The organism is Chryseobacterium contaminans (genome assembly GCF_001684955.1).
Taxonomy (GTDB): domain Bacteria; phylum Bacteroidota; class Bacteroidia; order Flavobacteriales; family Weeksellaceae; genus Chryseobacterium; species Chryseobacterium contaminans.
The window spans coordinates 15,167-40,079 of the sequence record NZ_MAYF01000002.1 but is presented as its reverse complement, the minus strand read 5'-3'; the positions used below and the strand labels follow the sequence as shown (position 1 = coordinate 40,079).

Annotated in this window: 16 protein-coding genes and 1 pseudogene; 4 read left to right on the top strand and 13 right to left on the bottom strand. The window is 35.4% G+C overall.

Annotated elements, in window-relative coordinates; all coding sequences use genetic code 11:
- Window positions 1–93: 93 nt before the first annotated feature.
- The 12 genes and pseudogenes from BBH99_RS00815 to BBH99_RS00760 all read right to left on the bottom strand — a co-directional run bounded on the left by BBH99_RS00815 (window position 94) and on the right by BBH99_RS00760 (window position 20,993).
- A complete protein-coding gene (locus BBH99_RS00815) occupies window positions 94–459 on the bottom strand; it encodes a hypothetical protein (RefSeq protein ID WP_066690690.1) in 366 nt (121 codons plus the stop codon).
- 20 nt (window positions 460–479) lie between these two features.
- A complete protein-coding gene (locus BBH99_RS00810) occupies window positions 480–4,046 on the bottom strand; it encodes a hypothetical protein (RefSeq protein ID WP_066690687.1) in 3,567 nt (1,188 codons plus the stop codon).
- Window positions 4,047–4,051: 5 nt separating this feature from the next.
- Entirely contained in the window at window positions 4,052–6,229 is a 2,178-nt protein-coding gene (locus tag BBH99_RS00805) for a hypothetical protein (protein WP_066690684.1), read from the bottom strand.
- Window positions 6,230–6,560: 331 nt separating this feature from the next.
- Window positions 6,561–7,067 (bottom strand): M15 family metallopeptidase, encoded by a 507-nt coding sequence (locus tag BBH99_RS00800; protein ID WP_066690681.1) that lies wholly within the window; start codon window positions 7,065–7,067, stop codon window positions 6,561–6,563.
- Window positions 7,068–7,468: 401 nt separating this feature from the next.
- A complete protein-coding gene (locus tag BBH99_RS00795; RefSeq protein ID WP_066690679.1) occupies window positions 7,469–8,926 on the bottom strand; it encodes a hypothetical protein in 1,458 nt (485 codons plus the stop codon).
- A gap of 564 nt (window positions 8,927–9,490) precedes the next feature.
- Window positions 9,491–10,255 carry a LytR/AlgR family response regulator transcription factor gene (locus tag BBH99_RS00790; RefSeq protein ID WP_066690676.1) on the bottom strand — a complete coding sequence of 255 codons (765 nt, stop codon included), beginning with the start codon at window positions 10,253–10,255 and terminating at the stop codon, window positions 9,491–9,493.
- Between the two features lie 74 nt (window positions 10,256–10,329).
- A complete protein-coding gene (locus BBH99_RS00785; protein WP_066690673.1) occupies window positions 10,330–11,649 on the bottom strand; it encodes a RagB/SusD family nutrient uptake outer membrane protein in 1,320 nt (439 codons plus the stop codon).
- 11 nt (window positions 11,650–11,660) lie between these two features.
- Entirely contained in the window at window positions 11,661–14,993 is a 3,333-nt protein-coding gene (locus BBH99_RS00780; RefSeq protein WP_066690662.1) for a SusC/RagA family TonB-linked outer membrane protein, read from the bottom strand.
- Window positions 14,994–14,999: 6 nt separating this feature from the next.
- Window positions 15,000–17,585: a zinc-dependent metalloprotease gene (locus tag BBH99_RS00775; RefSeq protein WP_066690660.1), complete on the bottom strand. Its 2,586-nt coding sequence runs from the start codon at window positions 17,583–17,585 to the stop codon at window positions 15,000–15,002.
- Window positions 17,586–17,698: 113 nt separating this feature from the next.
- Window positions 17,699–19,294: a histidine kinase gene (locus BBH99_RS00770; RefSeq protein WP_066690658.1), complete on the bottom strand. Its 1,596-nt coding sequence runs from the start codon at window positions 19,292–19,294 to the stop codon at window positions 17,699–17,701.
- A gap of 175 nt (window positions 19,295–19,469) precedes the next feature.
- A pseudogene (locus BBH99_RS00765) lies at window positions 19,470–20,037 on the bottom strand (cysteine hydrolase family protein).
- 11 nt (window positions 20,038–20,048) lie between these two features.
- Window positions 20,049–20,993, bottom strand: a complete 945-nt coding sequence (locus tag BBH99_RS00760) for an alpha/beta hydrolase (protein WP_066690657.1) — start codon at window positions 20,991–20,993, stop codon at window positions 20,049–20,051.
- Between the two features lie 134 nt (window positions 20,994–21,127).
- Between BBH99_RS00760 and BBH99_RS00755 the strand changes: the two genes are divergently transcribed.
- The 4 genes from BBH99_RS00755 (at window position 21,128) to BBH99_RS00740 (ending at window position 23,662) form a co-directional block, all read left to right on the top strand.
- A complete protein-coding gene (locus tag BBH99_RS00755; RefSeq protein ID WP_066690654.1) occupies window positions 21,128–21,490 on the top strand; it encodes a winged helix-turn-helix transcriptional regulator in 363 nt (120 codons plus the stop codon).
- Window positions 21,491–21,642: 152 nt separating this feature from the next.
- Complete coding sequence (locus tag BBH99_RS00750) at window positions 21,643–22,818, top strand: thioredoxin family protein (protein ID WP_066690652.1); 1,176 nt, start codon at window positions 21,643–21,645, stop codon at window positions 22,816–22,818.
- Between the two features lie 6 nt (window positions 22,819–22,824).
- The gene (locus BBH99_RS00745; protein WP_066690651.1) at window positions 22,825–23,451 is read left to right on the top strand and encodes a DUF3575 domain-containing protein; all 627 of its coding nucleotides are present in this window, start codon (window positions 22,825–22,827) and stop codon (window positions 23,449–23,451) included.
- Between the two features lie 4 nt (window positions 23,452–23,455).
- Window positions 23,456–23,662, top strand: coding sequence for a hypothetical protein (locus tag BBH99_RS00740; protein WP_066690649.1), 207 nt, complete (start codon window positions 23,456–23,458; stop codon window positions 23,660–23,662).
- A gap of 51 nt (window positions 23,663–23,713) precedes the next feature.
- On the opposite strand, the gene BBH99_RS00735 is transcribed toward BBH99_RS00740, so the two are convergent.
- Window positions 23,714–24,910: an exo-beta-N-acetylmuramidase NamZ family protein gene (locus tag BBH99_RS00735; protein WP_066690760.1), complete on the bottom strand. Its 1,197-nt coding sequence runs from the start codon at window positions 24,908–24,910 to the stop codon at window positions 23,714–23,716.
- Between the last annotated feature and the right edge of the window lie 3 nt (window positions 24,911–24,913).

Below are 24,913 nucleotides of genomic sequence, written 5' to 3'. Positions count from 1 at the left end.
GTATATGACTTTAGTAGCTAGATAACAATAAATATTATTGTTATATTATTTTTTTACCATTAAAAATAATATTTCTTAGCTCAAACAATCATTTTACTTAATAATTCCATGATTAGTTAGAAACTCAATCCAAGACAATATAATTTCTTTTAAATCTATTGTAGGAATAGAAACATTTTTTGTTGATATTCCAGTATAAGTAAAGTTTGAATTAGTTTTTCCTATAGTAAGGATAACACTATCTCCTCTTTGAAAATCATCTATTGTCCCGTTATTCAATGCATTATTTATTTGTGGTATAATTTCATTATTTAAGTAATTCACATAAGGGTGTTCAATTAAGAATATTGATATCAAATATCCAAGATCTGTCAATATTGTTTGCTTAACTATAGCTTCGTTAATATTAGATAAAAACTGAAAATCTATCTTATAATTATTTAAAACAGTTGTATTCATATATGTATAAAATTGAAAGTTTAAGGTTCAATTAAAATTGCTGATAAATGGTGTGAGAATATATCATCATATTCGTCAATCCAATGTGGTTCAATTATTACTAGTTTTACAGGAGTTCCATCTTGAAATTTAGAAACATATCTCAGATAAGTTTCTCCTTTTGGAGATATCTCTTCAAGATAATTGATTTTATTCAAATATGCAAACGCAACGTCTTCTTTAAACTCTTGTCTAGATATACCTTCAATCCAAGTGTGCCAACCATCCTTTCTTTTTGATGTTATCCCGTCCGTCATGGTGATAGATGTAGTTCTTACTTGTTTATAAATTCTACTACCTCTTGGAGTACTGAGAGGAATTGTACCAGGATCTAATATAGCATAAATATCATTTGATGAGTCAAACAACTCTGAACCTAAGTGTCCTCCTACCCATTTGCCATTAATTGACTTTATTTGAGCAAGTTTATCAATAACATGAATATCTGAAACGTAACTATATGCTTCTAAGTAATCAATTTGTTTTCTTAGAATATGATTGTTAATTTCAAGCCAGCTATTAATAAAATTAGGATCTTTTTTAAATCTCACAAAATTTCCGCCATGTTCTGTAAGAAAGATTATTTGTTCTGATGCAGATAAACTATCAAACTTTGCTTGGGTATTTAATTCTGTATGGAACAATTTCCAGTGATCAATTAATTCTGGATTTTTCTTAAAGGCCTGAAGATTATTACGATGCTTTATTAAAAGATTAAGCTGAATATTAGCCTCTAAATTCATAAACGAAGTGGTAGTATTTGCTTCTTTATAAAGTATATTCCAATCATCTAATAATTCCCAATCTTGTCTATACGTATTAAAAACAGTATCATCATCTTTTACTTTTCTAAGAAATTTCCATCTTTCAGATGTACTCCAATCGCTCAATCTTATTCTGATTCGATATTGTTCATAATACTTAACAATTCGATTAACTTCACTTGTATTAGTAGTGATATCTAATATTAATCTATCAGCAATATTATTAGTCAATAATTTTTCCCAATTTGCAAGGGCAACATCATCATTTAGTCTTAATAAATCTGCATTAGATAAACTTTTAAAATCTTCATAAAACTTTTTTTGTTTTATAATACTCCATAGGGATCCTGTTTCAAATTTTGCAGATATTTTGGATAACCCTGTTAACTTTTGTTGCTTAAATGCATTTAATGCAGCTGTATCATATCCTGCAATCTGACCTACCATATTTCGTATTTCAGAATCTAAGCCATTTAAAAATGTATTATCCGCAGCCAGTACTTTCCGTGCATATTTTCCAACTCCATATTCCAAAGCACCTGTAACTCCTGCTGAAATTAAGGTAAGATTAAGAAAAATTTTATGTAAATACTCATAATTCCTTTTTTCATCTTCAGTATAATGATTATTAGGATCTTTTAACTTTACTAAAAGATCATAATATCGTTCACAAATGGCACTCGTCAAGGTAACAGTCTGTGCTGCTCCAGATAAGCCTTTTAAAACCAAAACTGTATAATGTGCACTGCCTGTTCCTGCTTTAATTGCCTTAGCAATTTCCGTTGCGTACCTCAAATACCTTAATTCAGCTAAAGCAGTAACCCCTCCGGTCAGGAAGAATAAACCTACTTCAATTCCTACATCAATGGCAAAAGATAATTCAGCATGAAAATCCTTCAATCTATTAAATTCTTCAGAATAATACCATAAAAATGCAGGAACATATTGCCTTTTAGGAAAAGTAGGTTCCAGCTCTTCATCGGTCTTATATCCCACCAACGTAATAGGTTGAAATAAATGAAACTTTAATTCAGTTGGAAAAATATTAGCAAAATCTACGTGAGCTTGTGTATCTTTAACTTCGTTATTAGAATTTAAAGTTTTTTCTACGTTGATAAACTGCCAAGAACATACAACATCTGTGGATTGAATTTTAGGTTTCGTATACTTTTTCTCAATGGATGCAATAGTCTTTGTATCATCATTACCAATTGCATCTCCCTGCCATATTGTTCCAAACTCTAATGCGATATTTTTAATTTTATTAGCATTCCCTTCAAAATACTTTTTCCCATTGGTAGTGTAAAAATAAGAATTGGGATTCAATCCCCATTGATCAGGAACTACTCCATCAATGAAATTAAAATTATAGTTTGACTTTTGCCACAATCTATACACCCCATATACAAAATTTCTGCGATTGGTTCTTTCATTTGCAAAAAAGCCTACAACTGGAGAAACCTGTTGAATATCTTTGTCATCAAATAAATCAAATAATCTTTCAAAATTTGTTTTTGTGTATCCATCTACAGTTTGTAATAAAAAATCCAAGAAAAACTGACCATCGGTAGAAACAAGACTAAATGAATATATGATTCTAAGGACAATATCTTCTGCCTCTGTAGGAAGTTCATTTTTACTGATATAAAGTTCAATAATTTTTACTCTTTCTGCTGCGCTTAACAATATCAATACTTCTTTTGGTAAAATAAAGTTTAAATATTGAAATCTGATATTATTCTGTTCTGTCCATACAGCTGGAGTCCAAGTTCCAGGATCTGTATTTGGTGCTCCAAACAATTGGGTTTCATTTTTCTGGTAAAGATTATTATAGAGATTTACAAGAGCATTATAATAGGTATCAAATGGTTTGTATAAACCTCCATAAAATTTATCTTCACTGAAATCAAGAGTCAATTCTTTAGTATCAGCATAACTTCTGTACCCCCAATCTACTAATAGTTGTGCTATCGTTTTATCTGTAGTACTTGACAACAACGTATTATTAGATTTAATAGCTTCACTTACACTTGTTCCAACGGGAATGCCATTTTTAATAAAGTTCAGAATATCTTGTAGTTTTCTTATTGCCAGAGTATCTAAAACATCTTGAAAAATACGATCAATCCTAAAACATATTTTAGTAATTCCTTCATAAAGAACTTGTTTACTTTCTTCGGAAATATTAATATTTGCGATTTTATTTTTGAAATTTTTTGTAAAAAAATTCCCTTCGTCCTTTGTAGAATATGAATTTATCTGATCCTGATCAACAAGTATTTTTTTGCAATAATTAGGACTTGACTGGTCTGGATTTTCTACTGGATATTCTTCTGTATTAGAAAACTTAATATTTAAATTCGTAATTCGAAACTCATATTTTGTATGAATAAAATACTTGGTATAATTATTTGTAAAGCTACGACTAAATTCAACTTTTTCTATTTTGAAAATATCTCCAATCTGAGCAGACTGAAAATCAGTAAACCAATTTTCAAGTTTCAAAAAATCCTTTAACCTATATTCACTTATACTATTTCTATATGTATTATAAGCTGACTGCTTACAATAGCCAAATATCAAACCTCCTTTTCCCCTATCTCTTACATCATATTGTATTAAATCAATATTAATATAAAGATGTCCGTTAAATGTAAAGGTTAATAATTCACCCTTAATATTGTAAGATACAGGTATAATTTCATAATTAGCACCATTAATTTGTGGTGAGGTTCCTTTAATTCGGACCGGTGCGCCTCTATTTATAGCCAATACTGCATTCATAATTTTTAGTTTTTAATTTTTTCATAAATATTATTGTTTACAGTTTGTTCAATCACTGGAGTCCATTTCGCATATTCATCTGTTGAGAATACCAAATTATCAACCGTACTTACATATATTTTAGGTGTTGGGGTAACGATTTTAAGTGCTCCTGCATTATCTTCACCAACTACTGCTAAATAATACTTCCTATATTTTGTATCCTGTTTGGAAGTGTAATATCCATTGTTCTGTAAATCACTTTTAAAGAAAAATTTAGGATTGTTGAGAGTATGAAAATTAATCAATTCAATAAGCTTCTCATTTTCATCATAGGTGACTCCTAATATCTTTTTACTTGGTAATGCGCCATCTTCAAGATATAAGGATAAAGCGTTAATAATTGTACCTTCAATGCCTTCAAAGACTTCTTTTTTTAAACTGTAAGGTTTTTCAGGCTGATAAAAATTATTTCTACTATCTTCAAATGAACGTGTACCACTATTACTATTATCAGAGTATGCAGTTCTGTTCTCAAAAAAAGCTCCCATATTCTGTCTGATATTATTTAATAATGTCTCATACGTTATCCTCATTAAATTGGTTGCTCCTTCTTTTACAATTGTATCTTCTACACGTTTTGTTGTTACCGTAGCAATATCCGGTTGCCCAGTCTTATTTTCGAAATCAATTAATAAGAGGTTCTGATCTATAACATATTTCTGTTCGTAATTTGTGCCAGACTTTATTTTTGGAAAAACATTGATAAGACCAAAAATATCATCAATATCTTTCATATATAAACTACTTACCTGTGATGGGATATTTGGATCATTGCTAACTGTATTTTCTTCAACAACAATTGTTTTCCCTTCATAAATCAACTGTATAAAAGAAGCAACCGTTTTACCAGCACTTGTTTTATCTAGTTTGAAAGTAATAGGTTTCGTAAAATTCATATCCGCTCCGTTTCCTTCCTCCTGAAGCAGGTTTTTCCCTCTGATAAAATAATCCTCATTTCGGGTATCTGCATGTAAAACGCCCTGTTTTACGTACATGGCAGCGGCGTCATTGTTATCTGTTGTAAGCTGAACTACCAATGAAGGTTGTGCAGCCAGCTCTTTTACCGGCCAGCCTGCTTCAAACTGTTCTAAAGCAAGGTTTGCAGTGGTGGGTCCAATTTTAATATTGTTGGTACTTCCTTCCAGGTTCTGATTTCCATAGAAATTATAAGATCTCTGCCTGCTGCCCTGGATGTACAGATAGGTTGTATCAGCCGTTTTAAAGCCTGAAATCTGACTGGCAATTTCTTCTACCGTCTGCAGAACAGAGTTATCACTCATATAGATCTTTCCTTTCCCCTGCGTATGCAAACCATAAAAGGCTGCAATATCAAGGAACTGGGTGGCTGTTTCTCTGATCAGCTTCTTTTTAAAAGCTGTATTGCCAACAGCCTGATCTAAAACATGGTCAGCACTTCGGGCAAAAGCCAGATTCAATTGAAATGGATTTGGGTCGTTAGCTATCGTATAATCTCCTTCGTTCAATACAATATCAATCCCCACACTTCCCGTAACATTTCCAAGATGGGTTCCTCTTGGGATCATCGGCAGCTCAAAAGCTTTTTTAGGCTGTTCAGTAGCAGTACCTCCAGTGACTTCAACTTTAGAGATCTTAAGGAAATAATCATCAATAAGATCAGTTTCTAATTGAGAATTTCCTACCGGAAAGCCGATATGCTGAGCAGTAAACTGAGGAACAGCAATTCCCAGCATATTGTAAAGCCCTGTAAATTCTTTTTTGATAATGTCTACAAAGGTTGTTGGTGTTCCTGATGTGATCAGATCACCTTGGAAGAAGTCTGATCTGTTCAGGCCTCTGTATACGATATATTTGATCGCTAGTCCTTTAATCGGCTGATTAAAAGGCTTCAGGATCGCATTTACTTTAGTGGTATCTGTACCACAAGGTTGTAAAAATACCTGTCCCTGGCAAATGGTGTATACTTTGCCGGTGTATCCGTTTATTTTGGAGGTGGTCCTGAATACAGTCCCGTTAGCTCCAAATTTTTCGGATAGGCTTTGCGTGAACGTCTTTCCCTTCTCCAGGAAGAAGAAAGATTCCGGCAGAAGATCCGGCCGTACGTTAAGCCCTTTGCTGTCGGGAGCTGTTGATAAGCTTCCCGATGGAATATTTTGTGGCATTTTTGTGATTTTTGGTGTTAATAAAAGGTAAGACGGTAGTAATGATCAGTCTGATAAAACTGAAAAGGACTCCGAACCCTTAAGGTTACTGAAGGCTTTAAGAATAGTAAGCCCGGTTATTTTTTTAAAGAGTGTTTTTCTTAAAAATTCGATATGATTTTTCTTCATGCATCTTAACTGCTTCAATAATTTTTTTATTCAGAGTTTTTAGATTTTAACAACTGTTCAATAAGGAAGAAGGGTTTTATTTTTCCGGAAAAGACAAAACCCTTCCTGTACAATCATTTCCGGTTGATTGTAGTATTGATTTTCACTGTGAATAATCCCGGGATTATTTGGTAAAAATTACATATCCGTCTTTATCTTTTGGTAAGTTTTGTAAGTTTCTCCAGGTTGCTTTGACCTTTCGTTCGGCTTTCCAGATGAAGCTTCGCTCAAAATGCGGCAGGTCTTTAAAGGTTTTCCAGTTTCCGCCCCAGCTCCAGCCGTGTCTGGCAAAGATTTTCACACATTCGTACCAGTCTGCTACGCCATCATTATCCCAGTCTTTCGCAGTGTCCCAGCTTGCTGCTTTTCCGTCGATAATCAGGCAAATATCTACTGCTAATCCGTAATTGTGAATACTTTGTCCGGCTTTGGCATTGGTGACTTTTTTGCCGGCTTTTGTTCTCCCTTGTGCATACAATTCATCTTGTTCTTTGAAAGTTCTAAGCCCTTGGGTAATTCTTACTTTTGCTCTCCCGGTAAGGGCTTCATCACATTCTTTTACAATCTGTGTGACTTCTTTCCTTACCAATGGATGGAGTTTTTTTATTCTGTTTTCACTTGGTTTATCCATGGATGATTACTATTTTGTGATTTGGTGTTTGATTCTTTAGCAAAGCTATTTCAGGCTAACGCCAAAACTTGACGTGTTATATTAAATGATTAAAAAAATTGTAATTGTTTCCTACAACTGGTTTGAAACTTTAAGTTTAGAAATGGTAAATATCATTAGGATAAGCAAGTTTACAATCATTTATAGTTTGTTCTTTAATTCTGAAACAAAAGTATAGCCCGCTAACGTCAAAACTTGACGCATTATATTTTTTTCCAGGAAAATTTCATCACGGAAGCAGTATTCACTGAAACTATCTATTAATCAAAAATTAGAAACTTATGTCCTATTATTAAAAACAGAAATCCGACAATAGAAAATGAGGTCTATTGCCGGATTTATTATTTTGTATTGATATTTAATTACTTCTTACACTTACTGTAATCAGAAATAATCTGGATCAGGTTTTGTTCATTTTTAAGATCAAGACTTTCCTTTTTTAATTGATCGGAGACCGTTTTACAATCTTTGAGATACTCTGCCAGCTTTTCTGAAAGTTTATCGTTGGACCTGTTATCAAGCATCTGCCCTTTAGGCTGAAGGTCTGTTTTGATAACATATTTCTGTAATTCTACAGGATCCTGAAGCAGCATAATTTTATTTTCTTTCGCAATAAGCCTGTAGAAATAAGAATTATTGCCATGCAAACTTCCATAGTTCTGCATTTTCTTCATAAATTCTCCTTTTACATCCAATCCATAGTAACATTCTTCATTTCCATTAGGAGAAACACAGAAATGCACACCGGAATCTGCATCATAGATCTTGGTTGCCATACTGTTCATTCCCGGTAATTGTTTTTTAAGGGTAACGCGCTGCCCAAAGAAGTCTGCACCTCCTTCAGGAAGTTTCTGGCCGGTTCTTTCCGTATCCAGTATTTCAAACCAGATAGTGATCTTTCCTTCTGTTTTCTTTCCTGATTTTTCTACCAGATATCCCGGAACATCATATAAATTAATGCTTCGATTAATAGCATCAGCAACCTTTACATGCTGCAGTTCCTGATTTTTATAATAGGCCTGATGTTCCAGCGTATATCCCTGAATAAAAAGATTCGCGATAAATTCATTCACGAAAGCATAATCCGATTGAGCATAAGGTCTTGTAGCCGTAAAAGTAAATTCATTCTGATCAAATGTTCTTACGGCATAGGTCTTAATGCCCTGCGTCTGATACATAGAGGCTACTTTAATCCCATCCAGATCAGTCACTTCAAGGCATGGCCCGGCATTGCTGAAACCAACGCAATTATACCCTTTGGCATAGCCAATTATTTTAGCAGGATAGGAACCATTATTAATCAAAATCTCCCCTTTTGATCCTAATCTTGGATTATAAAGACTTCTGATATTATCAAGCCTGCTTTTTCTTTCATTATCTTCGGCAATGCTGTTGGTTTTTGCTTTCAGGTATTTATCTGCTAAGTTTTCCCTTGGTGTGGCAAAAAATTTTTCCACCTCATTTTTATCAAATCCATTTTCACTGAAAAGGTGGTATTTTACTGCCAGCTGATGGGCTACAATTCTGTCCGGTTTAAAAGAGGTGATTAATACTTCATACGGAATCTGAGTGGTTTTCCCGTCTGCCGATTTCATATCCAGATAATAAAGAAACTGATCTTTTGCCAAGGTAACGCCTTTAAGGTCTGCATCAAAAATTTTTTCATTGACCAGGTTATAGAACTCAAAATGATCTCTGTAAGGTGATTTCAGGATTCCCACCTCCTTTTCATTGAATAAGATTTTATCTTTTTTAAGCTGTATCTTTTGTGAAAATACCGTACCGGAAAGCATTATGGTAAGAAGTAAGTATATTTTCATAGTTCCGTTTTTAAATAATAAGTTTTAGGTGGGAAAATACGAAAAAAAATGAAGAGAGAGATTAGAAGCTGGAAGAGGAATGCTGGAGGTTATTGTTGTAAGGTGAACTCTTATTGTTGTTTGATGGAAATGAAGTATTGGATGGTGATTTTTTCAGGTGCAAGGGTTTAAATAACCACAAAATTCACAAAAGATTTTAAACACTTAAGTAATTTTAAGCTAAAAGAATAATTCATAAGAAGTACACATAAGTTTTTGAAAATCTTTGATTTTCTTATCCGCAAACATCTGCGAAATTTGTGCTATCCGCGGGAGATAAAAAAGCATAACAATGCATTATTTACCACATACAATAAGCAAATTCATCGTTAATAAAGCTATGTGATTCCTATGTTGTTATTACAAAAAATATTCAAGGAAATAATTTAAAATAGTGTAAAAAAATGGATTAATGACATTTAGATTCTTCCTTCGTCAGAATGACAAAGTATAAATTAAAAAAAATTAATCAGATATTATGACTACAAGTATTTCCCTCTTCCAGCATCAAACATCCAGCTTTTCTTAATTCTTCAGCCAGTTCAGACACTCAGTAATCTGCATTTTACTTATGAAAACCTCATCACTTACTTCGGGTTTGGGAGAAAGTTTCAATTCTACCTTTTGGCTTGAATGTTTGATGATCTCTATAATCGCTTCTTTATTAATGATAAACTTACGGTTCACTTTAAAGAAAACCTGAGGATTCAGTTTCTGGATAATATCTTTGATGGTATCGTCATAAATATAAGTCTGGTTGTCCATTGTAGTAAGGAAAAGATATTTTCCGGAAGCAAAGAAATAGGCTGTATTCTGCTCATCTACAGATCTCAGCTTATTGCCTTCTCTCACCATAAAACGTTTCATCATCTCAGTATCTTCTCCCTGACGCAAGGTGGAAATGGATTTCAATAAAGGTTCGGGATCGAAATTATTCCGGATAGAAACAAATTTCTGTAATGCCTGATGAAAATCTTCCTCCTCAAAAGGTTTCAGAACATAATCTATTGTAAAATGTTTGAAAACCCGCATCGCATACTCATCAAATGCCGTAATAAAGATAATGGGTGTAAAAAGCTCTACCTGCTCAAAAATCTCCAAGCTCATCCCGTCACCAAGATGAATATCCATAAAAATAAGATCGGCCGAATTATTTTCAAAAAAGTCTATTGCCTGTTTTTTGGAACGAAGAACTACTATTTCCGTAACAGGAATGATGCTCTGTTTATCTAAAAGTTCTTTCAGATAATTAACAGCCAGCAGCTCATCTTCTATAATGGCAATTTTCATAAATACAAAAGTACAAAAAAACCGCTAGAACGGTTAAATTCCAGCGGTTTCAAGGGTTGTTAATATGAAGTGTTCTATAAATTAGGATTATTCTTCTTCGCACTCATTGGATATTCTATTGTATATCTTGGGTCATTCTGCTGAAGAATATAGTCCTTACCATTAATGGTATGTTTAATTTCTTTCTGGTTGGCTCTTCTCAAGTCAAACCATCTGTGCCCTTCTACAGCAAATTCTCTGGATCTTTCATCAAGGATGAAATTCATGAAGTCTGCAGCATTCATTGATGTTATCGTGTTCTGAACTGCTGTATATCCTTCCGGAGTATATCTGTTTTTAAGAACTTTAGATAAGGTTTCTTTTGCTTCATCAAGTCTGTTCAGTTTCAGAAGGGCTTCAGATTTTATGAAATACATTTCTGTTGTTCTGAAGGATACTTTAAATTCTGAACTTCCTTTCTTAATGATTTTATACTGGCTTCCATTTTTTTCAAAATAGAGTTTGAATCTTTTATCTGTAGTTGTATTGAATTTTGACATCAATTCAGGAGATGCAAAAGATAAGTTCTGTGCAGCACTGTCAAATACATCATCCAATGCCATAATAGATTCTACCGCCATGTAATGATGAGGAAGTGTACTGTTTGCATTCAGGTCTACCAAATCTCCTTTCATCGCTAATGCCTGCTCTGCATAGTACAACGCTTTATTCCAATCGGTCTGATAAAGAGCTGTTCTGGCCTGTAAAGCTGTTAATGCAATCTTAGAGAATCTGTAATTGATTCCCGCAGTCTGCTTCTGCTCTACCATAAGACCTTCTGCTTTGCTCATATCTGCATGAATAAGGTCATAAACCGCCTGTACGCTTGATGGCTTCAATACTGCTTCGATATCCATTTCAAGGCTGATAGGAACTCCTCTGTCTGTAGAAGCTGTAGCACTGTTGTATGGTTTTGCATAAAGGTTAACCATATCAAAATAGGTATAAGCACGTAATGCATAGGCTTCTGCAAGAATCTGTCTCTTTTCAGGAGAGTCTGCCATTGTTTTGCTTCCTTCATTGATGATCTGGTTCAGATAAAAAATCACTGAATAAAATCTCACCCACGGAAATTCTGCCGTTGCGGAATCATTGTTCGTATCTTTCCACATGGCAATTTCACGGTATACATTGAAATCACTGATATTTTCGTTAATGATTACCTCATCGGTACGAAGAACTGACAATGATTTATGAGCCGGGTATTTTGCATATGCCGAAGTAAGAACTTTGCGGTAATCTTCAACAGTGGTAGGAATTACTTTTCCCTCAGGCTGAATATCCAGAAATCTGTCACATCCCACACTGGTAAAGCTGATAACGGCTAATGCTATAATAGTTGTTATTTTTTTCATTTTTTCAAGTTTTAAAAAGAAACATTAAATCCTACTGTTACCGATTTAGCAATAGGCTGTGCATAAATATTACCATACGTCTCCGGATCAAAATATCCTTTATATCCATTACTGAATACAAACAGGTTACGTCCCTCCACACTCAGTCTAAGACTGCTGATTCCCATAGGAGCTGTAAACTCTTTCGGAAGTGTATAGCCCAGACGGATACTGCTGATCCTTAAGTAACTGATTTCTTTAGCCCATACATCAAGCAATCCGTAAGTGTTGGAACGGTTACCTGCAAACCATTTATTAGCCATCCACCCATTCGGGTTAGCATCCATATCCGGACTTGTAATGCCTGGCAATGAACCTCCTGCTTCATAAATCTCTCTGGTATAATTTCTTCCTCTGTCAAGCTCCATTCCTCTGTAAGATGGGCTGCGCATTACCGTCTGCTTAAAATTGAATGTTGCAGAAATGGTCAAATCAAAATTCTTCACTTTGAAGTTGTTGATGATCCCTCCTGTAAATTTAGGATCTCTATCTCCTACATAAGTAAACAGGTTTCTCAGTTCTTCGTTTGTTAATTTTGTATCTACGAACTGCCCCGGAAGGAAGTCTGCATATACATCATACAATTTGAAGAATTCTTCGGCAGATACCTTTTCATTTCCTTTCCAGAACATTGGGTTTCCATAAGCATCCATTCCTGCTGTTTTTAATGCAAACAGAGCATTTACAGGAAGACCTTCCCTGGATGGAAGTAGTGCATTATCACGTGGCTGTTCACTTAACACATTGCTCTTGTTGTGAGCAAAGTTGATGGTAGTAGACCACTTAAAGTTCTCTTTGTCGATGTTTCTCGTAGATAAAGCCAATTCAAAACCTTTATTTGTAAGGCTTCCCCAGTTCATCATGGTATATTCAAATCCGGATTCAAGCGGAGTTTCTTTCATACTGATCATATCCGTTCCTTTTCTGCTGTATATATCAGCGGTAAGGTTGATACGGTTTTTGAACAATCCTAAGTCAAGACCAAAGTTAACGTTGGTTGTTTTTTCCCAACGAAGTTTATCATTAGGCGGGCTGATCACGTTAATTACATCTTCTCTCATTCCCGGAAGAATATTGGCATAGTTATATTCTCCAATAAAGAATGGTGAAGTATTACGGTCAATATTTCCCTGCAGACCATAAGAAGCTCTCAGTCTAAGGTTGGAAACAGGCGTGATATTCTGCATGAAGTTTTCCTTCGTTACCAGCCATGAACCGGAAACAGCCCATATCGGAAGGTATTTATATTTCTTGTTTACCCCGAATAAATTGGTACCATCATATCGCACACTTCCGAAGAAAGTATATTTCTGGTCATAAGTATAGGAAGCCGTAGCAAACATAGAGGCATAAGCATTCTCTACCGGCGGCATTTCACGATACGTCTCATATTTTTTCTCTGCTGCAAAATTGGAGCTAGGGAAAGCTATAGGAGTAGCGGTTCTTGTATTTTTGTTATACCCGAAAGCTCTGGTAAGCGTTGTATTATCTTCTGTCTTACGGATCTCTGTTCCTGCCATCAAATCAATTTCATGTACAGAATTGATTTTGGTATTATAAGTTCCCTGTAATTTCCAATTGTATTGGAAGAAATCATTATCCCAATTTTGCTTGATATCTCCGGCAGGAAGGAAATATTTATATCCGCCATCTTTATAATAACGGGTTCCTTCCTTCATCTTTCTGGTGAAATAGGTCTCTTGTCCGGCATATTTTTCCGTCTTGTTGGTATCATACTGAATTCCTAATTGAGACGTGAATTTCAGGTTTTTTGAAACTTTATATTCTAAATCTAAAATAGCCTTTAAAGAGTGGTTTTTCAGGGTATAGCTTGTATTCTGTCTCTCTTCAAGGAAGTTGAACGGAACGTAAGTATCTGCAAAACCATCAATGTCTTTATCATATCTGTAGCTTCCATCCGGATTAAACGGGTTCATGTACGGATTGGCATTTCTTGAATAATTGATTGGGCTTGCCGCAGCATCTGCATCCGTCATAAATGATTCTTTCTCACTCTGGGTACCGAAAACAGAGATCCCGGCCGTTAATTTATCGCTTAACTTATAATTATTCTTTAAAGTAAGGTTATAACGCTTAAATCCTGTCCCAATAGTGGTTCCCTCTTCATCATAATATCCTAAGGAGAAATAGTAATCTGCATTTTCTCCACCTCCGGAAACACTTACTCCATATTGTTTATTGATAGCATTTCTATACAACAGCTTGCCCCAGTCGGTCGTATTATTTCTTAATGCATTAATTTGGTTACGGGTGGTTGGAGTTAAAGCATCAAGACCACCATTCCTAAAGTCATTAAGCTGATTGTTTTGAGTTAAAATCCTCATCACCTCTCCTTTATCTGCACGGTAAGTAAGATCTGCACGCTTGGCAAGCATCAATTCAAGGTCTACTTTCTCTGATGCATTCATCAGGTTTAATTTCTCAAAATCAGGACGGGCTGTTACAAAAGTATCCGCAGAGAAGTTTACTCTCATGGTTCCTTTCTTTCCTTTTTTCGTAGTGATGGAAATTACCCCGTTTGCTGCTCTTGCTCCGTAAATGGCTGTTGCTGCAGCATCTTTCAGAATGGTGATGTCTTCAATATCGTTCGGGTTCAGTCCTGCAATGGAGAAGTTCTGAAGCTGATCAATATTATCTTTATCACTGAAATTAGGCACATCATTTCCTTCTAACGGAAGTCCGTCAATTACCCATAGCGGATCCTGAGGACCAGACAAAGAAGCTGTTCCACGGATTCTGATTTTCGCAGGTCCACCCGGAGATCCTGTTTCCGGAGTCACCACTACCCCGGCAATCTGTCCGGATAGCATCTGGTCTACACTCGCTACTCCAGCCTGGCTGATATTATCCATTTTTACCGTAGCAACTGCTGAAGTCTGCTTACGTTTTTCGATCTTCTGATATCCTGTAATAATTACTTCCTGAATTTTATTTTTATCTGAAACTTCAGGAGCCAATCTTACAATATAGTTGGTTTTATCTTCACTGATTTGAATAATACGGGATTCATATCCTGGAAAGCTTACCAGGATGGATTTCGTACCTACCGGAATTTCCAGTATAAATTTTCCGTCTTTATCGGCTACTGTACCTACTGATACACTTTCGATGATGCCGTCCAGATCGGTTTTTGTAGAAACGGACTGTGTTTCTATCTTTACAGATGCTCCTGCAATTACGCTGGAAGTATTACCGTCTTCTATCTTTCCTGTAATGGTCTTTTTTTCCTGAGCCAATGCAACCTGGGCCGCTAAAAGAGGTAAAAGGATTAGAGTTTTTTTCATTGCTGTTTATTTGTTTAAAGCCTCTTCAATACGAATAATTAAATCTGCGTAATGCGCTCTTGAAGCGTCATCACCTCTGTATCTGGTTCCATTCAGGAAGTTCAGAACCTTTTGTAATTCTGCTCTTTTGTACGTTGTTACTTCAGATACTCTTTTCATGGATGAATAATTGATGTTTCTAAGGTTTTTACCTTCTTCATGATAGTTGCAGATCATCGGCATATTTAATGTCTGATCTGTTTTCAATGTTTTTACGGCTGTTTTTTCGAATAATTTGTTCACCGAAACAATCAATGCATCCACGTAATTTTTCTGCGCCATTTTCTCAAGCATCGTGAGGCTTCCTTTCTTATTAAAAATGGCTGTTCTCACCTGTTCAAACAGGTTTTCAACGGTATAAATCTCCTCTTTGGAACCTGAAACTTCATGCTTCAACTCGTTCTCAAGGAGTCTAAGCAATCGGTCGTCCATAAACAGGGAATAGATGTTGGCATACTGCATTCCTCTTGCCAGGGTATATGGCGTCTGTTCAAACGGTCCCATTGGTGAATTTTTCACCGAATATGTTTTCTCTGTAATCGGGTTAAAGAATAGCCATTCCGGAAGATGGATTGAGTTTTTAACCAGGTAATCAACCGCTCTTCTCTGGGTTTCAGCAGGAACTGCTTCATAGGCTTTTTTCTTGTTTCCAAAAACGGTATTGTTCAGGTAGATCCCACCTACATTCGCCATTACATGTCCTGTATACAGATCCCATTGCCCAATAACACCCATGTATAATTTACCTGCATCCGTATAATCTTTACCGTCTTCATACGTCCATTTTAAAAGATTATTGGCAACCACCTTCAGGTTTTTCATTCCGTATTCGCTGGCTTTCATCGCATCATCACCCAAATCTTCCGACTGTGAGCGCGGATCTATTGTTTCAAGGTAGCTTTGCTGTTCCCCATAGAAATACAATGGATCATCTTCGTGCTTATCAATCAGATTTTTTAATGCTTTTTTCTCAGCAAATTCGTCCGGATACCAACGGTAACCCCATTCAATGGCATATTTATCATAGATTCCAATCTTTGGAGTAATCGCTGTAACACCATCTTCCGGCTGTGCCACGTAGTTGTAACGTGCGTAATCCATGATAGAAGGTGCAGTTCCACCCATTTTATCTGTGAACTCTTTAGAACGAAGCGATTCTACAGGGAATGCAAATGAAGATCCCATATTGTGCTTCAATCCGAAGGTGTGTCCTACTTCATGAGACGATACAAAACGAATAGCTTCTCCCATATATTCATCACTAAACTTATTCGCTCTTGCTTTCGGATCAATAGGTCCTATCTGAATTCTCATCCATTCCTGAAGAGAAGTCATTACATTGTGCCACCAGATGATATCCGCTTCAATGATCTCCCCACTTCTTGGGTCTACTACAGATGGTCCCATCGCATTCGACTTAGGAGAAGCTGCATAGGTAATCACGGAATATCTTACATCATCGATATCAAAATCTTCATCTTTTTCATCCGGCATCTTAGCAATTACTGCATTCTTGAAACCAGCCTGTTCAAAAGCAACCTGCCAGTCATGAACTCCTGCAATGATCTTTTCACGCCATTGTTTTGGTGTTGAAGGATCTATATAATAAACGATCTGCTTTTTAGGCTCTACAAGCTCTCCTCTCAGATATTTCTCCTTGTCTTCATCTTTAGGTTCCAGGTTCCAGCGGGTGATGAAAAATTTCTCATCCATTTTCTGCTGCTGATCGTTAAAAGACCAATGCTTTTCGCTGAAGAATCCTACTCTTGCGTCTGCAATCCTTGGTTTCATAGGAACTTTGGGAAGCAACACCAGGTTACTGGTTACTCCAAGTGTTACCGGTAAATCTACTCCACCTTCATTCACAGATGTGCTCAGCTGAGACTTAACCACAACGTTCTCCGGGAATGTTTTTACTCCTTCAATAAAGGAAAGACTTGATTTTACTGATCCGCCAAGGCCAACATTGGCCAACACATCATTAAAGCTTTTCTGATTTCCGTCAAAAACCTTATTTACTTTAATGGCTACCGAAGTAGAGTCACTGTTCTGTGCTTCAATATCAAAAACTTCAATGACAGATCCTGAAAAGTTATCTTTAACAGATTTTGTAATGGCATCATTTTTAGGAGAAGACACCTTAGCTTCAGAAGTTCTTACCCATACCTTTTTGGCAACACTGTCTTTGTAAAAAGAAATAATCTTATTCTCATAATTCATTCCTTTGTTCAGACCAGCTTCATTGACCTGCAACGGTACCTGAGACAACTTATTCACTACCAAAAACTGGCGCCCCATCAAACTGTCAGGGATTTCAAAATAAAGATCTGTTTTTACCTGAATGGTATTGAAAAGCCCTTTTTTATAAGTCCCTTTCTTAATCAGTTCGTCAATCTTTTTTGTTTTTTTTGATGATGAAAGATCTGCTTTTTCGGTTTTGTCCTTGGTCGTTTTTACAGTATCTTTTTTCTGTGCAAGGACGGCCGGCGATGCCATAGCTAATCCAAGATACAGTGCAAGCCTGTAATTCTTCATTAAAATAGTCCGATTCATTCCAAATAGTAAATATCTTAGTTTCAGCTGGCAAAGCTATAGGTATAGTGAATTATATAGGGTGTTTTAGGGAGTGAAAGGTGATTATTCGGGAGTGAATGGATTTTTCCATTTTATTTCATTAATGGCAAAAAACATATAAACTTTTCACCATCTACAGAAATATGAAGCGGATTTTCTCTAAAATACTCATAAACCTGATTCAAATAATCAATTCCGAATTTCTCTCCCTGTACCTCTTCCGTTTTGGGCTGATATGTATTCTTTACTGTGATTCCATTTCCTTCTACTTCTATTGTAATCTCCAAGGGTTGATCTATGGTTGCAACATTATGTTTTATAGCATTTTCCGTGACAATCTGAAGGGATAAATAAGGAATCCGTTTCTTTAAACTTTCTTGATCTTTTATAATGAGCTGAAAATTCAGCTCTTCATCAAACCTGCTTTTCAGAAGCTCCATATATTTCTGGATAAAATCAATCTCTTTAGAAACAGGAACAATATTTTCCTTTGGCGGAACAATCAGATACCTGTAGATCTTGGAAAGATTCATCGTAAATTTCTGGGCATTCTCTTTATTAATTCCAATCAGCATATAAAGAGAGTTCAGAGAATTGAACAGAAAATGGGGATTGATATTATTCTTAAGCTGCTGAAGCTGATTAATCACTTCTGCTTTATGCATTTTTTCATTCTCTACCAGCAGCAGGTTTTTTTCAGACTGTATCTTTTCTTTTTCTTTATATGCGATGCTTGTAGACCGCTGGAATAAAATGAAAACAGTAACGATCAGAAATAAAGCAGCCAGAAATATATATACTGTATAAGCTTTTACTTTATTGATATTTTCATCTGTAATAAAGTTGACATAATTAACCACTGCATACCCATCGAAATTATCTGTTTTCAAAGGTTTGATAAAGCGTGTGACTTCCATCGCCAGATATTCTGAGTTGGCAAGTCCTTCTGTATATCCTGATTTTACGGCATTACATAAAGTATCTTTTGCTTTAATATCCGTAAAACTGAAAACATTCTTCCCAATGTACTTTTTTTCAGGATGGGTAATACAGATTCCTTCCTTGGTAAAAACATAAGCATAAGTATTGGAGCTTTTATCTACATTGGTAAAATATTGGTGAAGATCATCCAGGCTTACCGTAGAACCATAATACAGAACATTTTTCTCCGGCAATGTGATAGAATCATAGCTCACCCAGAACATGCTGTCTTTACGACTTATTAAGAGATCTTTGAAATGTCCGGAACGTGTATTTCTTATAGCAATAGATCCTTTTTCACTATTTCTCTCTTTGAAAACATTAGCCAGAGGATTATTACTTTCATATTTTCCTGTTTTATGATTGTCGTAATAATACCAACTGTAGGTTAACAGGTTTCTTTTTTTATTCAAATCATTTAAAACCAGAGAATAATCTCTATAGTTTTTCAATCCGTCTTTTTGAATCAGCTCACGAAGGAGATACTGGTAATCTTCAATATTCCTGAATTCGCTTTCCACAGATTCATATTTCCTGAAGAATGTTTTTTTCGCAAAGTCTTCATTATTTTTACGGTTATCTTCGGCAATTAAATGACTTAAAACGGCAAAAGCCACTACTGCAATCAGGCAGGTGGATAAAGCGGCAACATAAATAGATTTTTGGGATAAGGCGTTTTTAAAATTAATACTCAAATTCTTCTGCATTCTATTTTCTTATACAGAAAACCTTAACAATGCTGTAGTAGAGCCTATATTTTAAAGATCACTTCTGTATATAAATTATTCGTTTGCAAAGGTATTACAAAGATTTGAGGACCATTTGGTGAATTAAAATTATCTTAAAATTTGTTGTAGACACAACTTGTTTTGATAAAATTCACTACAAGCTTTTTAATAATTCTTCAGCATTCATAACTGTTGCAAACTCTTCATTCAAATTGGCTAATGCCATCAGATGAACCAACTCTGCATTATATTTTTCACCATGTATCCCAACCCTGTCAAAAGCTGCTGTAGCATCTGAAATAACATACGTTTCATATCCGAAATTCCCTGCCATTCTTGTGGTTGTAGAAACACAATGATTGGTTGTTATCCCTAAAATAACCACCGTATTTATTTTCCTGAACATCTAATTTTTCTTTCAGATCTGTTCCTATAAATGCGCTGTTAACATTTTTGGTGATAATACATTCATCATGTTGAGGTAAAACGTTCTCATTAAATTCAAATCCCGGATCAGATTCATGCAATTTAGATTGAGGATTGGCTGAGCTGTGCCGAATGTGAAATATTGGTAAATTCAGTTCCCGCCATTTTTCCAGTATTTTACCGCTTGTTTTTTCTGCATCTTTATTATTTCGGTTTCCGCCCCAATAGTTTTCATCAAGAAATCCTTTTTGAATATCTACAAGAATCAAAGCTGGTCTTTTTTCTCTTAATTTCATGTGTTTTTATTTTATTTAAACAGCTTATTCATCATAAACTTTTTGTATTCATCAGTTAAAGGGCAATCAAACAAATCGAAGACATGTACTGCTCCGGGAACTACCCACAATTCTGTAGCAACTCCGGCCAGATATAACAATTGGGAATATTCAATACCTTCATCCCTTAAAGGATCAAGCTCACAGGCTACGATGGTGGTCTGAGGTAAGGCAGAAAAATTGCGATAATGCGTCAGATCTGAATAAGTAACACATTTATCTATATTCTCTTTACCTAGAAAATGCTGCCATGCTATTTCAGCATATCTTCGGCTCCATAATGGTGAATCTGTAAACTCTTTCATAGAAGATGTATTCAATCTATTATGAATAACCGGATACAATAAAAACTGATGTTTTATATTATCAATATTCTGATCTACGGCCATCTGGGTAACTGATGCAGCTAAATGTCCGCCGGCACTTGCTCCGGAAACAGTAACATTTCCTGGGTCAATTCCCAATTGGGTTTCTCCGTTATCAATGAGCCATTTTAAAGCATCAAAACCATCCAAAACAGGCACAGGAAAACGATGTTGAGGTGATAATCTGTAATCTACCGATATAATAGTTGCCTGCAATCCTTCTGCTATTTCAAACATTTGGCTGTCAACCTGCTCCGGCAAGCCAAAAACATAACCGCCACCATGAAAATAAATCAATGTTTTATTCCGGTTGAATTTTTCCGGCTGATAGATATGCAGACGTATTTTTTCACCATCCACTGAACTTGGAATAAAAATATCTGTCACCTTAATATGAGCCGGCTGCTTAACAGAATGAGCCTTTGTAAATTCTATTCTTTCCTTCTGTAGTATTTCAGGAGCATTCAAAAATAAATTTTCATCAAGTTCCAGCGAATACGGAACACTTTCAATACTTGCCCTCAGTTCTTTATTAATTCTATTTAAATCCATAATATTTTATTGTATAAGAATCTATGGAAATAGGATCATCACCTATATTTCCTGTTTTATTTGTAAATTTAAATCATCAATGTTGCAGTGTACAAGTATGCAACAGATTGTATGAAGCGAACAAAAATGTTAGTATGAGTATTAAAGAATCATCCACCAATAACGAGAATAAAAAAACAATGGAATCCTGTTGCTCCGAAATATATGCTGTCAACTTAATTAGTGGACGATGGATTCTTTCCATTTGTTACCAACTCAAACAGGAAAGGCTGAGGTTTGTTGAGCTGAAAAACAGAATTCCCAATATTTCCGAAAGGATGCTTACCCTACAGCTTAAAAAAATGGAACAGGAAAATCTGGTTATCAAAACAGTATATGCAGAGGTTCCTCCCAGAGTAGAATATGAATTATCAGAAATAGGAAAAAAGTTACTTCCGGTACTCAGCCAGCTTGAAGTTTGGGGCAAAGAACATAAAGCATCTAAGAAAAAGGAGTAGATACAGTTATTTTTAATCACAGAAAAGATAGGCAAGAGAATCACAATTAAAAAAGGTAAGTCTTAAAATTAGTTAATATCAACATTCAACCTTCAGATTCCAGCTTCTATATTTTGAAATTTATTTATCTTCGCTTCAAATCTTAATTGAAAATGAAGAAGATCATCTCCGGGATATCTATTGTTTGCTCTATTGCCATCTCTGCTCAAGAGACTATACAGTTTCAGGAACTACCATTTAAGGAAATTATAGCCAAAGCCAAAAAAGAAAAGAAATTGGTTTTTATTGATGCGTATGCTTCATGGTGTGGGCCGTGCAAAATGATGGAAAAAAATGTTTTTCCTCAGAAATCTGTGAGAGAATATTTCAATACCAACTTCATTAATGCAAGATTTGATATGGAAAAAGGAGAAGGAAGAGACCTTGCCACCAAATTTGGAGTCCGCTCTTATCCTACTTACCTTTTCCTGAACGGTGAAGGTGAGCTTGTTTCCAGAAATACGGGGTATATGGAAGAAAGTATGTTTGTGACAATGGCTCAGGATATCAATTCGCAAGGGAATAAAAAAGGTTCCCTTAAAGAAAGGTTTGCTAACGGAGAAAAAGATCCTGAATTCCTGATCAATATTATGAAGCTTAATTCTGATACTGATTACGAGTTCGCCAAAAAGGCTTCTGAGAGATATTTTGAGAACAAAAAAGCTTCTGATCCTCTTTCAAAAGAAGAAATCGGATATATGCTGTTTTTCCTGAAATCAGCTGAAGATGCCAATTATAAAGCTTTTACTTCCAGAAAAGCAGAGATCATCAAATACCTTCCTGAAGAAACATACAATGAATTTGATGGCCAGATAAAACTGTCAAAAATTGTAGAACAATCCATTGATGATAAAAACAAAAAAATCAACGATGAGTACTTCATGAAAATGGCTGAACCATTGGTAGGAAAACAAGCCGCGAATACAAAGCTCAGCCAGACGAAACTTCACTACTATGAATTAAATGCCAATTTTCCAGAATACGAAAAAGCAGCTTTAGATTATTATAAAAATCCGGATGGATTCAGTCCAGATGAACTTTTAAGAGCAGCATGGGTATTTGCAGATCATGTACAAACACCATCTTCACTAAAAAAAGCAACTGAATGGGCAGAAAAGTCTGTGATGAGAGGTGAAACTTCAGAAAACACATACATCTTAGCTAAACTTTATTTCTTAACAGGAAATAAAGAAGTAGCCAAAAATTATGCTGAAATGTCTAAAAATATAGCCGTTCAGGCCAACAGAGATTCTAAATTAGCGGAAGAATTATTAAAACAAATAAAATAACACTTGATGAAATACAGAGTATTAATGGGTGCTTTGGCATTCCTGAGCATAGGTTCACTTAAGGCACAGGAGCAGGAACAAAGCGATGAGAAAAGTTTGTATGTAAAAGGTAATGCTCTTTTTTTACCAATAGGTATTTTCAATCTGGGTATAGAAAAGCAGATCAGGCCTAAATATACCCTTCAGGGAGATGTCTTTATCTCACCATGGAAGTCTTTTGCAGGACATGAATTACAATTTTATTCCGCTTCTGTCGAAGGAAGATATTATTTCAAAGAAGCCTTTAAGCACTGGTATATAGGAGTTAATCTTTCTGTTGCTGCTTATAATGCTGCAAAATGGAATTATTGGAATGATGATATTACTCAAAAAGAAGACGGAGAATACATTATGAATTCTAATCTTTACCAAAAAGGTTATTCTATTATGTTAGGAATTACGGGAGGCTATCAGTTTCAATTATCTGACCGTTGGAACCTTGACCTTTATGCGACCATAGGAACTTCACAAAGTTTTTATAAAGGCTATGACAGAACAACAGGAAGGCGTTATGATGTAGCAGAGAAATTTAACAAAAGTGGAGAAATTATCCCTTACAGAGGTGGTGTGATGATTTCTTATAAATTTAAATAATACAATGAAGCCATTCGGAAAAAACCATATTATCATTTCTGTAATCACTTTTGTGATCCTTTTTTTAATGAACTACCTCGGAAATGATCTTCCAGATAAACTACAAAGAGCCTCATTAACTGCTTTTGCAGGAGTTGTTGGCTTAACAATAGGTCTCTTTATATTAAATAAGGGCAAGAATGATAAAACCCCACCCCACAATTTTGATTAAAAAAAGTGGAAGCTGGAAGCACGAGGCTGGAAGTTACTTTAAGACATATTATTAATCCCCATACATCACATATCGGGTTCTGATCTTTTCAAAATCTTCCAGATCTTTCTTCCATGAAGCTTTAATTTCCGGAATTGATTTCCCGGCAATAATCTGCTTTCTGAGTTCATCGGTTCCGGAAAGAGTATCAAACCAAAGATTTTTCAAAAAGAAATCCAGCTGAGGGTTTTTATAGTTCTGGTAAGCTTTGATTACCCATTCAAGGTTCAGTTCTCTCAAATCCTTAGGATAGTTGGAAAGATCTTCACCATAACACAATTTTCCGTTTAAAAATGGATCTTTTGCCCCATAACTTGGTTTGGGAGTAAACTTATAAGGAAGGTTTTCAGTCCATGGTGAACCATAGATCTGGAAAGGCTGTTCAGTACCTCTTCCTACAGAAACCTGAGTTCCTTCAAAAAAGCATAAACTTGGATATAAATTAATGGCTTTATCATTAGGTAAATTTGGAGATGGTTTATCCAGCATCGGGTAACGTTGCTTTTTGTGGTAGTTTTTCATTTGAATTAAGGTATATTTTGCCTGAACTCCATTTTTCAGCCACTTTTCTCCATTCACCATTTTCCCGTACTCACCAATAGTAAGTCCATATACTACCGGAACTTCGTGCATTCCCACGAAACTTGTCCATTTTTTTTTCAAAACAGGTCCGTCAGTATAACCATCGTGTGGATTGGGGCGATCCAATACCATTACTTCGACATTATTTTCAGCTCCCGCTTCCATCAGGTAAGTTAAAGTAGAAATATAAGTATAGAATCTTACTCCTACATCCTGAATATCAAAAACCACAACATCAATTCCTTTTAATTGCTCAGGTGTAGGCTTTTTATTATTTCCATAGAGAGATACAATTGGAATTCCTGTTTTAACATCTACTCCATTTTTCACTTTTGCTCCGGCATCAGCATCACCTCTGAAACCATGTTCAGGGGCAAAAATAGCTTTGATCTTCACTCCGTTTTTCACTAAAAAATCCACCAGATGGGTTCTATCGCTCATTAAACCTGTCTGGTTGGTTACTACTCCAATCGTCTTATCCTTTAGTAAAGGTAAATAAAGTTCTGGCTGATCTGCCCCGGTTTTAAAATCCGGTTGAACTTGAGTTTGAGAATAATATTGGTTGAATACTCCTAAAAAAATTAGGCAAATCAGAAGTAAATTTTTAATTTTGAAATCTAAATTCATAAG

Excerpts from the sequence above, each read along its gene's own strand:
- BBH99_RS00815 (WP_066690690.1), bottom strand. The coding sequence starts at position 459 with ATGAATACAACTGTTTTAAATAATTATAAGATAGATTTTCAGTTTTTA.
- BBH99_RS00810 (WP_066690687.1), bottom strand. The coding sequence starts at position 4,046 with ATGAATGCAGTATTGGCTATAAATAGAGGCGCACCGGTCCGAATTAAA.
- BBH99_RS00805 (WP_066690684.1), bottom strand. The coding sequence starts at position 6,229 with ATGCCACAAAATATTCCATCGGGAAGCTTATCAACAGCTCCCGACAGC.
- BBH99_RS00800 (WP_066690681.1), bottom strand. The coding sequence starts at position 7,067 with ATGGATAAACCAAGTGAAAACAGAATAAAAAAACTCCATCCATTGGTA.
- BBH99_RS00795 (WP_066690679.1), bottom strand. The coding sequence starts at position 8,926 with ATGAAAATATACTTACTTCTTACCATAATGCTTTCCGGTACGGTATTT.
- BBH99_RS00790 (WP_066690676.1), bottom strand. The coding sequence starts at position 10,255 with ATGAAAATTGCCATTATAGAAGATGAGCTGCTGGCTGTTAATTATCTG.
- BBH99_RS00785 (WP_066690673.1), bottom strand. The coding sequence starts at position 11,649 with ATGAAAAAAATAACAACTATTATAGCATTAGCCGTTATCAGCTTTACC.
- BBH99_RS00780 (WP_066690662.1), bottom strand. The coding sequence starts at position 14,993 with ATGAAAAAAACTCTAATCCTTTTACCTCTTTTAGCGGCCCAGGTTGCA.
- BBH99_RS00775 (WP_066690660.1), bottom strand. The coding sequence starts at position 17,585 with ATGAATCGGACTATTTTAATGAAGAATTACAGGCTTGCACTGTATCTT.
- BBH99_RS00770 (WP_066690658.1), bottom strand. The coding sequence starts at position 19,294 with ATGCAGAAGAATTTGAGTATTAATTTTAAAAACGCCTTATCCCAAAAA.
- BBH99_RS00760 (WP_066690657.1), bottom strand. The coding sequence starts at position 20,993 with ATGGATTTAAATAGAATTAATAAAGAACTGAGGGCAAGTATTGAAAGT.
- BBH99_RS00755 (WP_066690654.1), top strand. The coding sequence starts at position 21,128 with ATGAGTATTAAAGAATCATCCACCAATAACGAGAATAAAAAAACAATG.
- BBH99_RS00750 (WP_066690652.1), top strand. The coding sequence starts at position 21,643 with ATGAAGAAGATCATCTCCGGGATATCTATTGTTTGCTCTATTGCCATC.
- BBH99_RS00745 (WP_066690651.1), top strand. The coding sequence starts at position 22,825 with ATGAAATACAGAGTATTAATGGGTGCTTTGGCATTCCTGAGCATAGGT.
- BBH99_RS00740 (WP_066690649.1), top strand. The coding sequence starts at position 23,456 with ATGAAGCCATTCGGAAAAAACCATATTATCATTTCTGTAATCACTTTT.
- BBH99_RS00735 (WP_066690760.1), bottom strand. The coding sequence starts at position 24,910 with ATGAATTTAGATTTCAAAATTAAAAATTTACTTCTGATTTGCCTAATT.